9 protein-coding genes and 1 pseudogene are annotated in these 14,338 nt (G+C 70.4%); all 10 read left to right on the top strand.

The features are described 5' to 3' along the window. Positions 1 to 293 precede the first annotated feature (293 nt). The 10 genes and pseudogenes from ACZ6CV_RS24265 to ACZ6CV_RS24220 all read left to right on the top strand — a co-directional run bounded on the left by ACZ6CV_RS24265 (position 294) and on the right by ACZ6CV_RS24220 (position 14,259). Positions 294 to 2,915 carry a helix-turn-helix transcriptional regulator gene (locus tag ACZ6CV_RS24265; protein ID WP_469252820.1) on the top strand — a complete coding sequence of 874 codons (2,622 nt, stop codon included), beginning with the start codon at positions 294 to 296 and terminating at the stop codon, positions 2,913 to 2,915. 182 nt (positions 2,916 to 3,097) lie between these two features. Beyond that, positions 3,098 to 5,884, top strand: a complete 2,787-nt coding sequence (locus tag ACZ6CV_RS24260; protein ID WP_469252819.1) for a LuxR C-terminal-related transcriptional regulator — start codon at positions 3,098 to 3,100, stop codon at positions 5,882 to 5,884. 951 nt (positions 5,885 to 6,835) lie between these two features. After that, on the top strand, positions 6,836 to 8,473 hold the full coding sequence (locus ACZ6CV_RS24255; protein WP_469253018.1) for an MFS transporter: 1,638 nt from the start codon (positions 6,836 to 6,838) through the stop codon (positions 8,471 to 8,473). 253 nt (positions 8,474 to 8,726) lie between these two features. Next, positions 8,727 to 9,086, top strand: a pseudogene (locus ACZ6CV_RS24250) (alpha/beta hydrolase); the annotation flags it as partial. An 852-nt stretch (positions 9,087 to 9,938) separates the two neighbouring features. After that, on the top strand, positions 9,939 to 10,277 hold the full coding sequence (locus ACZ6CV_RS24245; protein ID WP_469252818.1) for an STAS domain-containing protein: 339 nt from the start codon (positions 9,939 to 9,941) through the stop codon (positions 10,275 to 10,277). A gap of 756 nt (positions 10,278 to 11,033) precedes the next feature. Continuing rightward, positions 11,034 to 11,459, top strand: coding sequence for an ATP-binding protein (locus tag ACZ6CV_RS24240; RefSeq protein ID WP_469252817.1), 426 nt, complete (start codon positions 11,034 to 11,036; stop codon positions 11,457 to 11,459). Positions 11,460 to 11,733: 274 nt separating this feature from the next. Then, entirely contained in the window at positions 11,734 to 12,183 is a 450-nt protein-coding gene (locus tag ACZ6CV_RS24235; RefSeq protein ID WP_469252816.1) for a MarR family transcriptional regulator, read from the top strand. Between the two features lie 174 nt (positions 12,184 to 12,357). After that, positions 12,358 to 13,137 carry a VOC family protein gene (locus ACZ6CV_RS24230; RefSeq protein ID WP_469252815.1) on the top strand — a complete coding sequence of 260 codons (780 nt, stop codon included), beginning with the start codon at positions 12,358 to 12,360 and terminating at the stop codon, positions 13,135 to 13,137. A 164-nt stretch (positions 13,138 to 13,301) separates the two neighbouring features. After that, entirely contained in the window at positions 13,302 to 13,772 is a 471-nt protein-coding gene (locus tag ACZ6CV_RS24225) for an MSMEG_6728 family protein (protein WP_469252814.1), read from the top strand. 196 nt (positions 13,773 to 13,968) lie between these two features. Next, positions 13,969 to 14,259: a hypothetical protein gene (locus tag ACZ6CV_RS24220; RefSeq protein ID WP_469252813.1), complete on the top strand. Its 291-nt coding sequence runs from the start codon at positions 13,969 to 13,971 to the stop codon at positions 14,257 to 14,259. Positions 14,260 to 14,338: the final 79 nt, after the last annotated feature.

Raw genomic sequence — 14,338 nt, 5'->3', positions numbered from 1 at the left:
CGGCGTGCTCCGATTCCGGAGTCGATCGCCTTTCGGTACGCGATCGGCTGGGTCTAGCTGCTTTCACCGGCCACTGGCCCGGACGCCTGCCCCGGGCCGATCCCGCCGCGGTTGCACCACATCCCCCCTCGCGCCTGCGGGCCGAGGACCGCCGCGCCATCCCCCGGGCCCCTCCCCGTTCTGGCCGCCCTTACCACCCCGTATGCCTTTCCTACTGCCACGCCCCCCACGTCCCCGGGCGACGACGCCGTGCGGCGAACTGGCGCACGACCCGTCGCTCCCTGGAGGAGCACATGACCACACTCCCCCTCGCACCGCCGTGGCCCCTCGTCGGCAGGGCCGACGAACTGGGCGAAGTCACCGGGCTCCTCAGCGCTCCGCACACCCGCGGAATCGTCGTCTCCGGACCGGCGGGCGCAGGCAAGACCCGCCTCGCGCACGAGGCCTGGGAATGGGCCGGACGGCGCGGGCACCCCGTCGTCCGCGCGGCGGCGACCCGGGCCTCGCGCTCCGTACCGCTGGGAGCGCTGGCGCCGCTGCTGTCCCCCCGCCCGCGGGACCGGGTCGCGCTGCACGTCGGGCCCCCTCGGCCTGCCGGGAACCCGGAACAGCACCGGCCCGTACTCCTCATCGACGACGTCCACCTGTTGGACGACGCCTCCGCCGAACTTCTCCGACCGCTTCTGGCATCCGGGGAACTGCTGCTGATCGCAACCACGAGCGCCGAAGGCAGCCGGGGGACCGCCGGCGGCCGGATCGCGGAAGACCTGCACCCGGTGCACCTCCGGCCGTTGTCCGGCAAGGTCGTGCAGTCCCTGCTCGAAGACGTTCTGCGCGGCCCGGTCGAGCGGCGTACGGCGCGGCTTCTGCACGGTGCCAGCGGGGGACGGCCGCTTTACCTCAAGGAGCTCGTCACGGGGGCTCTGACGGGTGGCGAGCTGGTGTGCGAGACAGGTCTGTGGCGGTTGGTCGCCACCCTCGCACCACCGCCCCGCCTGGTGGAACTCGTCCGGTACCGGCTTTCGACCATCGACGAGCCGGGACGCGCCGTGCTGGAGGACCTCGCCCTGTGCGGACCCGACGCAGTGATCCACTTCCCGCGGGACGTCGTGGAGTCGCTGCGCGCGGCAGGGTTGGTCCGCACCCACGGCAGGGGGCGGGAAGCCGTTGCGGAGCTGGCGGACCCGCTGGACGGCGAGGTCCTGCGGACGACCGTCCCCGTGCACCGGTCGCGCCGGACGATGCTGGCGCGGGCCGAACGCACCGAGGCGGCAGGCGGCCCGGCCGACGCGGAGCTGTTGCGCTCGACGCTGTGGCGGCTCGACGCGGCGGCCGGGGTGCCACCCGAGCGGCTGACCGCGGCTGTCGAACTCGCCCGCGTGGTACACGACTTCCCGGCTGCACTGCGCCTCGCCGGCGCCTTGGTCAGGGTCCGCCCGGATGCCCTGTCCCATCTGCTGCTGGGAGAGTTCCGGCATGCGTGCGGCTACCCCGAGGATGCCGAACAGGCACTGGCCCGCGGCCTGGAGCTGGCGACCACTCCCGACGAGCGGCTGCTCGGGGTGGTGCTGCGCACCCAGAACCTGGCCCAGGGCCTGTTGCGGACCGGCGAGGCGTTCGAGGTCAATGCCGCCGAGCTCCGCAACACCCGCGACCCCGCGATCCAGGCCGTGCTCCGCGCCAACGAGGCCTCGCTGTGGACGCTCGTCGGCGACATTGACCGGGCCAGTGCCCTATTGGAGAGCGTCGCGGCCGAGGGCGGTGATCGATCGGCTCTGATCGCCGCGGTGCCGAGGGTCTACTGCCTGTCCGAAGCGGGCCGCCCCGACGAGGCGCTGGCCGCCGCGGACCGGCGCCGCGAGCGGCCCGAGTGCGCGCGCGCCGACAGCGTGGCCCATCCCGCGCTGCTGCAGAGCGCCGGCGCCCGGGCACTGGCCGAGGCGGGCCGGCTGAAGGAGGCCGAAAGCCTGGCCCACCAGGCATACGACCACGCAGTCGACACCCGTGCGGTGACGGCGCAGATCCGATCGGCGACCGACCTGGGCTGGATCTGCTATCTGCAGGGCAGCATGACCCGGGCCAGGTACTGGTTCGCCTCCGTGGTGTCGTGCTCCCGGGATCAGGGATTCCTGTCCGGGCTCTGGGCCGGTCTGGCCGGGCGGGCGCTGGTGGATGCCGTGACCGGCCACCTCGACGACTCCGGCGACGCCTGGGTCGAGGCCCGGCGCATGCTGCCCGACCGGTGGCAGCGCCCCGAATGGCTGCTCGTCGAGGCCTGGCGGACCGCTGCTCTGGGACGGTTGGGCGAGGCGCGGGCCGTGCTGCGCACCGGGGCGCAGTCGGCCGCCGGGACAGGACTGCTGACGCTGGCTTCCCACCTGCTCTTCGACATCGCCCGGCTGGGGGACGCCCACGGAGCACAGACGGAGCTGACCGAGCTCGCCGACCGCTGCCCCAACCCGTTCATCGCCCTCCGGGCCCGCACGGCCCGGGCGCTGGCCGCGGACGCGGGGGACGAATTGGAGCGGTGCGCAGAGGACGCGGAGTTCATGGGCGCCCTGCTGGTCGCAGCCGAGGCCTGGACCGCGGTGGCGGGTACACACACCGCGTCCGGAGCGCACCGGAAGGCCGCACGGTGCCGGGCCGAGGCGGAACGGCTTGCCGCGCTCTGCGGGGCCAGCACCCCGGGCCTGACCCCGCACGCGGTCCGCGACAGTCTGACCGGCCGGGAGATGGAGATCGCTCTGCTGGCGGCCAGCGGGCTGGGCAACGCGCAGATCGCCGAACAGCTGGCGCTGTCGGTCCGCACCGTCGGCAACCACCTCCAGCGCGTCTACTCCAAGATGGGCATACGGGGCCGACGGCTGCTCAGGGAGGCGCTGCGGGGCCAGCCGGTGCTGCCGGGGAGGGCGTGAACCGCAGCCGGCGCCGGTCGGCAGGGGCAGCGATCGTCCGGTGATGAGCAGCGGGCGGGCGGACCGAATGAGTAAAGAGTGCTCATGTGCACGACGGACGGAACGGCCATGCTCTTGAAGGTTTGGTAGCAGTCGGGCCGTCGTGATCCCGGGTCTCGTACCCGGACGACATGGAGTAGCACGTGAAGTCCAACCGGTTCACCTCCCCACCCATCGGCCGGCCGGGGGCCGGTTCCGGCAACCCCCCGGAGCTGTCATCCTCCGGCCGCGAACGCTGGCCCTTCACGGCCAGAGCGGAGGAGCTCGACGCGTTCACCGCCGCTCTCGACGACCCGGCCACCACGGCCGTCATCGTCCACGGCCAGGCGGGGGTGGGCAAGAGCCGCCTCGCCGACGAGTGCCTGCGGCTGGCGGCGCGCAGAGGTCACCGGGTCGAGAAGGCGGTGGCCACGCCCTCCGTCGCCGCACTGCCGCTCGGGGCACTGGCACATCTGCTGCCCGCCGACGCCGTCTCGCACGACCCCGTCGCCGCCTTCCACGCGGCAGCCCGGGCGTTCGGTCTGCGCCCGGAGCCGAAGCACCGGCCGGGTGCACCGGACCGGCGGGCGGTCCTCTTCGTCGACGACCTGCACCTGCTGGACAATGCCTCGGCGGTGCTGCTCGGCCATCTGCTGTGGGCCCGCGCGGTGTTCCTCATCGCCACCGTCCGCGACGGCGCGCCCCCCTCCGACGCCGTCGAGGCGATCGACCGCAGCGAATCGACCCGCCGCATCGCGGTACGGCCCTTCAGCCGCGCCCAGGTCCGCAATGTCCTGCGCCGCTGCCTCGGCCACCCCCTCGAACACGCCACCCTGGATGCCCTGGTCGCCTCCTCCCAGGGCAACGCCCTGTTTCTCTACGAGCTCGTCAGCGGGGCGGTCGACGACGGCACACTTGAGCTGGGCGACGGCCTATGGCGCCTGAACGGCCGCCCCACCGGCACCCGCCGGCTCTCGGCCATCATCCGGCAGCGCCTCCAGGGCCTGTCCGGCCCGCGCGAGGAACTGTTCGAACTGGTTGCGCTCTGCGAGCCGATCCCCCTCTCCGCGCTGCGCCCGGCGGGCTCCGGGGCCGGCGATGTGGAATGGCTGGAGAAGCAGGGGCTGATCCAGGTGCACGCCAACGGCAGACGCACATACTGCACCCTGGGCCATCCTCTGTACGGCGAGGTCGTGCGACGCCACATCTCGCCCCGCCGACGCCGGGAGGTCTACACCGTGCAAGTGCGGAGACTGCGCTCACACGGCGTGCGACGCCGGGAGGACGCGCTGCGCCTCGCCTCCTGGCAACTTGCCGCCGACCTGCCCGTGGACACGGAGCTGCTGGTGTCCGCGGCGGCCATGGCACGGCACGTACGCGACTTCCCGACCGTACTGGAACTGTTGTCCAGGCACCCGGATTCCCAGGCACCGTTCGCCGTGTGGCTGATGCGCGGGGAGGCCTACCACCACACCGGCGACTGGGAGCGCGCCGAACAGTGCCTGTCCAGGGCGCAGCAGTCGGCCGGCGGGGAGACCGAGCTGCTGACCGCGGTCATGGAGCGGACCCAGAACCTGTTCTGGGGCTTCGGGGACACCCGGCGGACCCTGGAGGTGAACGCTGCCTCGGAAGCGGGGCTCGGCGCGAGCGGCCGACGGGTCCTACGCATCAACGAGGCGGGTTACCTCATGTACTGCGGGGACATCCGCACCGTTCTGCATCTGCTGGAGGACGCGGAGAAGGTGCATGTCCCGCGGCTGCGGATGTGGGGCCAGTTGCAGATGTCCCTCGCTCTGTCGTACCTGGGCCGGACCCGGGAGGCCGCGGAGCTGAGCCGGCGGGTCCACGAGGAGCTGACCGGCGCGGCGGCTGAGGAAGGGCGCTACGACCCCTCCTCGCACTGCAGCGGTCCCGCCATCTACCGGATAGTCGCACTCACCGAGGCCGGGCGTCCGGACGAGGCACGGACGATCGGCGAGGACGCCTTCACCCGCGCGGTGGGTGCCCAGGCCGTCTATTTGCAAGCATGGATCGCGGCCCATATGGGGCGCTGCGAGCTGATGGCCGGGCGGCTGGAGCAGGCACGGGACTGGTACGCCGAGGCCGTCTCGCTGGCCCGGACGAACGACTACCCCCGTCCGCTGGCGCTGAGTTGCGCAGGCCTCGCCGCGGTCCAGGCCCAGTCGGGCGCCGTCGCGGACGCACGGTCGACGCTGGAGGGCGCCCGGAGCGCACCGGATCTGCAACAGGCGTCGAACCTGTCGATCCAGCTCGCCGCCGCCTGGGTCGAGGCGGCCACCGGACACCTTCCGGAGGCCCGCGCCCTGCTGACCTCCGCCGCCCACCGAGCCGGCGAGGTGGGCATGCACTCCTACGAGGGCTGGCTGCTCAGCGATGCCGCCCGGCTGGGCGGCGCGGCTCAGGCACAGGACCGGCTGGGGGAGTTGGCGCGGACAAGCGACAGCGACCTGGCGCGGGCCCGGGCGATCAGCGCGCGGGCGCACGCGACCGGATCGGCCGACGCGTTGCACACCGCGGCAGACCAGTGTCTGCTGGTGGGCGCGGAGCTGCTGGCGGCCGAGACCGCCTGCGAGGCGTCCCGGGCAGCCGAACGGGAGGGGGACCAGCGGGGCGCAGCCGCCGCGGCCGTCCTGGCCGGACGCTCCCTGGCCCGCTGCGGTGGAGCGCTGACCCCGGCGCTGGGCGTCGGGACGGCCCGCCCGCTCACCCGCCGGGAGTCCGAGGTCGCCGAACTGGCGGCGGAGGGGCTCACCAGCCAGGAGATCGCGGGTCGGCTCGTGCTCTCAATCCGTACGGTCGACAACCATCTGCAGCGCGTCTACAGCAAACTCGGGATCGCCTCGCGCACCCAACTGGCTGACACACTGGCGGGCCTGGCCGAGATCCGGACACCTGCCGCCCGGCGCAAGGGGAGTGGTGCGTACTCATGAAGCCCGGTTCCGTTCGGCCAGGACTGTTCGGGCTCGGAGCCGGGCGCCCGCTCCGGCTGCATCACGCTCTACCGCGACGTCGAACCCTTGGTGTACGCACTCGTCGAGTTCCGGAACTCGAGATCAACCTCGACAACGACGTGGACCCCGAAGAGCTCTCGGCACGCTTCAAAAAGAGGAATCCGTCGGAGACTTCGACCCCACGCCCTTAACCGCCGAGGACTCCCCGTGGAACCTCTGACTGGAAGAGCTGGCACACGGCACTGGTATCCCCTCGGCCCCGGGAAGGAGCTATGCCGGAGGCGTTCCATCAGCATGGTCGTTGGTCCATGACGGGCTGCCCGGGGCGAGCCAGAGGCGGGCGCGGGTGACCGCGCCATAGGCAAGCCGGGCTAGTGCTGGACGAGCCGTTCGCAGTCGCGGGCGTGGCGGCCGGCGTGCATCATCCAGGCCTCTGCTCGGGCGGGTCGCTCTTGTCATACGGTGGCTATGACTTGCCGTTGTCCGGCAGGGAACGAGGCTGGCGGCAGCAGGTCCGCGGGCGCCAGATGCCCTGCCGGCCCACCGCCCAACACAGATTCCACTTCACCGGATGCAACGCCCGTAGATCGACGCCTCTTGGCCGGGGCGGTGGCCAGTCCCCCTCATGGGCCATGGTGAGGGCGAACAGCAGCTGCAGACGCCAGGCTCACTGCTATACGGCAACGCGCGGCACGGCGAAAGACGGACGAGACAGCCGCTAGCGCCCCGTGCCGGGCGGCGGAACATGCGCCGGTTCTCGTCGTGGGTATCGCGTCCGCGGGCCTGCCCGGCGCTCGGGAGGAGATTCGGTTCTGGAGACCGCCCGGGTCCGTCAAGGGGCCGGTGATCTCCCTGGCGCCTCACACCGCGCAGAGGCGGGCGTGCCTGCGTGACGTGCGTGCGCCGCCAGTCGGGTACAGACTTGATCACATGGGTACCAAAAGGTCCCGGACGGTCTCCGCCGGCCCCTCGTCGGCGAGCGCGCCGAACCAGACTCTCGCGCTCGCGGCCATGCTGTTCGCGGTGTCGATGACATTCATCGACCAAACCATCGTGTCCATCGCCGCGCCGGACATCATCGAGGAGCTCGGCCTCACATCCTCCGGGATGCAGTGGGTCATCAACGCGTATTTGCTCGCCCTCGCGGCCTTCTTCGCCCTCGGCGGGCGGCTCGCCGACCTCATCGGCAACCGCCGGATCATGCTGATCGGCACCCTCGTCTTCGTCATCTCATCGGTCCTCTGCGGATGCGTCCCCAAAGGCGATTTCGCGCAGACCTGGCTGATCATCTTCCGCGCCACCCAGGGGCTGGGAGCTGCTCTGATGTTCCCCGCGGCGCTCGCCGTCGTGGTCAACGTCTTCCCGGTCGAGAAACGCGGACGGGCGCTCGCCCTGTTCTTCGGCCTGTCGGGCGCTCTCACGGCCGTCGGCCCCCTCCTGGGCGGGTGGCTCACCGGGTGGACGTGGCGCTCGATCTTCTGGGTCAACGTCCCGGTCGCCGTGATCGCGCTCATCCTCACCTTCATGGCCCATGTCCCCAACGTGCGGCGGCCGGAGAAGCTCGATTTCCGGGGAGCCGTACTGGTCGCGGTGGGCATGGGACTGAGTGTGCTGGGTCTGCAACAGGCCCAGGCATGGGGCTGGAGCAGTGTGCTGACCTGGGTCTGCATCATCGGCGGCCTGGCGGTGCTCGCGGTGTTCGTCCGCTATGAGCTGACGGTGGCTCAACCCCTGATCAGGATGCAGGTGTTCAGGGACAAGGCGTTCACCGTGGACAACCTCGTCCTGTTCTTCGCGATGCTCGCGTTCGTCCCGCTGTTCTTCTTCGCCTCCGTGTACGCCCAGGTCTCGCTCAGCGCCTCGCCGAACCAGGCGGCACTGTATTTGCTGTACTTCTTCGTGGGCTTCGCCATCACCTCCCAATGGGGCGGCCGAATTCTCGACAAGAAGGGCGCCCGACCGGCCCTGAAGATCGGCACGGCCCTCGGGGCGGTCGGTTTCGCGCTCTGGGCCGGCAAGCTGACCGATCTGTCGATGCACGACCAGTGGCCCTACGTGGCTCTGGCCGGCGCGGGCATCGGGTTCCTGCTGGCCCCAGCCTCAACAGACGCGGTCAACAGGGCCATCGGCGCCTCGTACGGCGAAGTCACCGGCATCACCCAGACGGTGCGCAACTTCGCGGCGAGCGTGGGCCTTGCCGTCTTCGGCACGATACTCACGCACATGACGACCAACCGCGTGGCGGACACCATGGAGAGCCGGGGCCTGTCGCCGGACGAAGCCCGGAACACCGGGCGCTCGGTGGCCGAGGCCGTCTCCGGGAACGCGGACGGACGCACTCCGACCGGGGACGGACCGGCGGCGACACGGATGCGTGAAGCGATGGGCGACATCCAGATGGACTTCGCCCAGGCCAACCAGTGGGTCTTCTACGGGATGGCCATCGCGCTCGGCATCGCGTTCTTGTGCGCGCTGCGCCATCCCGGATCACGCGTGACATCGGATCCCGCCACCGCCGGGCCGACCGGCGCGGATGCGGCTGCGGCTCGCGATTCGGCGCCGGAATGAGGAGTTACGGAACATCCGTCTCAGCGGATGATCTTTACGCCGAAGCGGCCACCGAGAGCGAGGTCGACGGCGGTGTGAAAGTGGGCGTGCCTCTCTAGGCCGCGGGCCGCAGGCCGCGGCGAAGGGGCCGATGTCGATGATGTCGCTCCAGCCGTAGGCGTTCAGGAGCTCTGCTGCACGGTCTCGGTGAGCCGGTCCGCCGCGACTTCGGCGTGCTGGTCGGTCTTCTCGATACCGATGAAGTCACAGTGCTTCGGCCCATCAGATGGACGGTGTCGATGTCTGGGACCGTGGCTGGAACGGCTTCGGGTGGCAGGCTCTGCTCGGTTCCGAGCGTGGAGGCCCGGACGTGTCGCCCTACGCCGCACCTGCCCGCGCCACGGATCTGTCCGGACTGCCGCCCGCCTTCATCGACGTCGGCTCCGCGGAGACGCTGCGCGACCAGGCCGTCGCCTACGCCGACCGGATCTGGCGGGCCGGCGGCTCTGCCGAGCTCCATGTGGGGTCCGGCGGCTACCACACGTTCGACCTGGTGGTCCCGGACGCGACGATCAGCCGGGCGGCGTGGCAGGCCCGACGTTCCTGGCTGGAGCGGGTGCTGACGGCGGGCTGACGTCCAACTTGGGTCCCGAGCGGCACAGTTCGTGCTGCAGCGCAATGTACGACGTGAAGAGACGGCCTTCAGATCCTGCGCTGCTCAGCGTCCGCGCAAGCGCGAAGTAGCCCACCAAATCGGCTCGTTGGTGTGCGTGGCCCGGCATCGACCCGATCACGCACGCGCGGGTACGATGCAAGGGCCTCATCTCAAGGCAGGGCCGGGACCTATGGACGCGTGGAATGACGTGGGCCCAGCTAGGGGGAGCCTACGTCGTCCGCGTAGGTTCCGGCCCGATGAGATGAGGTGCAGGAATGGTCGCCACGGAGTCCGGCCAGGTGAGATCTGGTTGGTTACGTAAGGCAGCTTCGCGGGTCGCGGTCGCCTTGGGAGTGAAAGCTCTCTGGACCGCACTGGTGAAGGTGCTTGACCATTACGGAGTTGATCTCTAGCTCCGTGTGAGGCGGAAGCGGTCTGCATCCCGGACACGTAGAGGTCCGGCAGGCATCCCCCTTCTTGCCGGGCCGTGGTTCCGCGGTCTGGGAGACGATGCGCTTCCGCCTCACTTCCTGCCCCCTCTGCCCCACGTTCGTGCGCGCGCACCCGCAGGCCGCCGGGCCCGTCAGAAGGATCCCGCGGTGGGATGGCTCACCCCCGCCATCGGACCGAGACAGACGTGGACAAGGCAAGAGCGTGCCGTAGCCGCCTCCGCCTCCGCCGTTGCGCGCCGTCAACGCAGCTGTCACGGATTCGCTCAAAGGACCACCCCTTCACCCGTGCGGCGGTGACCACCGCCCGACAGGTGTGGCTCCGGCGTTTCTGGCTATACGCGGAAGTCCGGAGGGCGTGACTCCTTACCGAGAAGGAGAAGTGATCCACATTCTTCACGCGTCAGTGGAACTGCATGCCGAGACGGTGCAAGTGGCAGGGCAGCACACGATTCGCTTGGCGGGCGAGATGGATCTGGGGACCGTCGGCGCCCTGTACGAAGCTGTCCGCACCTGCCTTGATGCTCACCCCGACCAGATTCTGATCACCATGGCCGAGGTGACTTTCTGCGACTGCGTCGGCGTCCGCGCGCTGCTTCAGGCCCGTATGGAGACCCTGCGCAACGGCGCCGCCTTCCTCCTGCGCGGCCCGCTCCATCCCTCTGTGGCCCGGGTGTTCGAGTACACCCGGGCCTCGGCCCCACTCGGCGTTCAGCCCTGACGCACTGCAGTCGGCATAGGCAGGGTCCAGGTCATGGAAGTGCAGGCGAACAGAGCGTCCCGGTTGACGAGTTCACGGAGGTGCGCATGGCGCAGGGAATTCTCGCGGGAACGTATCAAGGGGCCTGGTGCCGTACGACACCAGGCCCCTCGGGATTTGAACACCATCTGCCGGCTTACTGCTGCGCCAGCATTCTCTTTCCGCTCACCCTCTCGGAAGAGGGGGATGTATGCGGGGATCGCTTGTGCGTAACCGTGGGACCACCTTCCGTTCTGGGGCCTGCGGCACCCGGGCCGACGACGTTCCCGCCCGGGCGATCCTGATGGCGTCTGCTTCCTTCTCTTCTTCCTGCTCTTCTTCCCGATCCTGCACTTGCTGGTTACTACCAGCAGGTTCCTGCGTACCGGCGGCCCCGCTGAGCCGCCCGGCCCGGCAGCCAGTGGCGGGACCCCGAGATCCTTTCGGCCCCGCCATTCCACTGCCGTGCCACTACCTACTGGTCCTGCATGCGCGGCAGTTCATGTCTGCCGCGCCTTACCGATCTCCTGGCGATGGGCAAGACGTTAGCCACCACGATGACGAATGTCTACCATCGCCGTCACACATTTTCTGCGTGTCACGATGATGGTGTTCTACCGCCCACGGGTGCCGGAAAGTTGCGCCCGGGTGTGTGGTCCAGGTGTGTGCGCAGCCGGAGGGGGCATGTGACCCGGCACTGCAAAGCGGCACAACCGATGACAGGTGGGGTGAACGCGTATGCACGACACGAAGATCACGCCCCCTTCGACATCCTCCTCGCCGACCGTGGTGCGAGGTCACAGCACCGAAAGCGTCCGCCAGGCTCGCGAGGCCGCGCGCGCCTTCACCGACAGCCTCACCCCGGCCCCGGACCCCGCCAGGGCGGACACGCTCGTACTGGTGGTCTCCGAGCTCGCCACCAACGCGCTGCGGCACGGCGGCGGGCGGTACACCCTCGAACTGTCCGCCACGGCAGACCTGGTGACCGTCGCGGTCAGCGACCCCAGTCCGGTACGCCCGCGTGAACGGACCCCGGACCTGAACGGTGGCAGCGGCGGCTTCGGCTGGCACATGGTCCGCCGCCTCACCACCGGCCTGACCATCACCCCCGGCCCCGGCTCGGGAAAGACCATCCAGGCCCGGATCCCCCGGCTCGGGGGTTGAACCATCGCGGCGGCGTGACGGGTGACCCTGACCTTGCGTCCGCAGGCCCGGTGGACCGCGGGGGCCTCTCACTTCATAGACCGGGACGCCGACTGGGGCCCTCGGCCCACCTTCCTGCCGATCCGGAAAAGTTTGCACGTGAAAGAGGGTGTCAACGAGAATAACTTCGTCAGACAGGGCACGTTGACTGTTGACCGTTCCAGGAAGCGCCGCGTGAGGCGGGTGAGAGCGTCCTGAAGGGAATGGGCACCTGTTCAATGGGAGTGACGGCCACATGGACCGCGCGGGAGCTTCGGACGATTCCCTGGATGCGCTTGCCCGGCAGGTGTCCGAAAACGCAGAAGCCCTGGTGGAGGCCTGGAGCGAGGCTGCCAGGACAGCCGATCCGCGGCTGTCGAGTTTGCAGCTGCAGGCCCTGCTGATCACCCATCGGTCTCCGGGGATCAATCTCACCAGAATGGCGGAGAAGGTCGGCGCCGCTCCCCCCACTGTCAGCAGGCTCTGCGACAGGTTGGAGGCGGCAGGGCTCCTCGTGCGCCACCGTGCCACGACCAATCGCCGGGAAATCGGGCTGACGCTGACCGCGCGCGCCCGCGAGATGCTGGACGCTCTGTCCGAGCGCCGCTTTCGGGCCATCCGCAGTGTGCTTCAGCACGTCCCGGCGGCGCAGCGCCTGGCCGCCGCCGCGGCCCTCGACTGGCGCGGGCGGCAGACTCAAGACTGAACCTCGGACCCGCCTCTCGGCCTGGGTGGGGTCATCGTCGTACCCGGACCGGCCGTCCCTTCCCCCGTACGGGTGGATCGGGCGGTCCCGTACGGCTTGTACGGGTCATTGTCGGCGGGGGCTCGGCATCGTGGCGGGCGGCACTCGCGGACCCGCGCACATCCAGGAGGCATCATGCTCGGCACCGACTTCCGCACCGGATCGCCCAACTGGCTCGACCTCGGCAGCCCCGACACCGACGCGGCCGCCGCGTTCTACGGCCGGGTCTTCGGCTGGGAGTTCGCCTCCGCCGGACCCGAGGCGGGCGGCTACGGCTTCTTCCGCATCGGCGGCAGGACCGTCGCCGCGCTCGGCCCACTCAACGAGGAGGGCGCGCGGTCGGCCTGGATGGTCCACTTCCAGAGCCCGGACGCCGATGCCACCACGCGGGCCGTCCGCGACGGGGGCGGGACGGTCCGGCTGGAGCCCATGGACGTGATGGGCGAGGGCCGGCTGGCACAGTTCACCGACCCGCAGGGCGCCGAGTTCGCGATCTGGCAGCCCGCGAAGACCGGCGGCCTTGAGGTGGCCTCCGAGGAGAACACGCTGGTGTGGGTGGAGCTGCACGTACCGGACTCCGACGCGGACATCTCCTTCTACGCCGGCGTCTTCGGGTGGCGGCACTCCGAGATGCAGGCGCCCGGCATGCGGTACCAAGTGCTCAGCATCGCCGACGGCGACCAGGAGGAGGGCTCCTTCGGCGGCGTCGCGCAGGAGGAGGGTGCTGACGGGAGGCCGAGGTGGGTGCCGTACTTCCGTGTGGCGGACGTCGACGCCACGGTCGCCTCGATTCAGGACGGCAACGGAAGCGTGGTCGTACCGGCGGCGGACGTCCCGCAGGTCGGGCGGATCGCCTGGGCCGCGGACCCCGCCGGGGCGGTCTTCGCGCTGCTGACGCCGAATCCGCGGATGTGAGGGTAGCGCGGGGCTCGGACGCGGGGCGCGGGGCGCGGGGCTCAGACACGGGGCTCCGCGCTCACGCGGCGGCCATGTCCGGCCGGTACGAGGCGTTGGTCGGGCGGCCGACCCGCCGCACGCACGGAGGGGTGGGATCCGGCCCGCCGCGGTAGGCATGCGGCGTGCAGACCTTTCTCCCGTACGCCGACTTCACCCGATCCGCCTCCGTCCTGGACCGGGCCCGCCTGGGCAAACAGCGGGTCGAGGCCCTCCAGGTGCTGCGCGGCCTGACGGTGCCCGGCTACGGATGGCGGCATCACCCGGCGGTGCGCATGTGGACCGGCTACGAGGAGGCGCTGGTCCGCTACGGCCTCGACGTGTGCGCGGTCTGGGTGGCGGAGGGGCGCGGCGACACGTGTGCGGCCACTCTGGTCACCGACTTCGACCGGCATCGTCCCGGCGCCGCCGTACGCACGCAGCAGGAGCTCACCGAGGACGGCGAGCTGCCTCCCTGGCTGGGGGACCCGGCCTTCCACCGCAGCCACCGCTCGGCGCTGGTGCGCAAGGCGCCGGAGATCTACTCCCCACTCTTCCCCGACGTCCCCGGCGACCTGCCCTACGTCTGGCCACCTTCGGACCGCGCCCCATCGTGAGGTCGGCCCGCCGATCCAGGACCAAAGTCCCTTTGGTGAGACTTTGGTCCTGCTTCTTATGTAGATCCGATAACCACCGTTCATACCGGCCACGGCATATGACACTCTCCTTCAAGATCATCTTGGCGTGGGGGGAGTTTCCACCCGGCAGCGACGGCTGCGGCGGCTGAGATCTCCGCGGAGAAGGGTGCATACCGTGACGTTCCTCTGGCTCGCGCTCATCGCCGTCTTCGTCCTCGTCGAGATCTGGCTGACGAAGCGGTCCCACCGCCGGTCCGCATGGCGCACGCTCAATGGTGACCGCATCGCCCTGGCCGTCGGCGTGGCATGGTGCGCCGTCGCCGTCGCCACCTCGTGGGCCGGCGACGGCGACCCCGTCGGCGGTCTGCTCTTCGGGGGACTGACCGGCACCGTTGTCGCATGCGTCGTCGCCACGGCGCGACGCAAGAGCGCACACCTGCGAGGCAAGAAGAACGCCTCCTACTGAAGAGTTCACCTGGCCCTGGCCACCGGTGCGGCAGCCCGCGCCGGTGGCCGATCCGTGGCGGCGCTGGACGACTGCGCCC

It is taken from the genome of Streptomyces sp. NPDC041713 (assembly GCF_055591085.1).
This window is presented reverse-complemented; position numbering and strand designations above follow the sequence as displayed.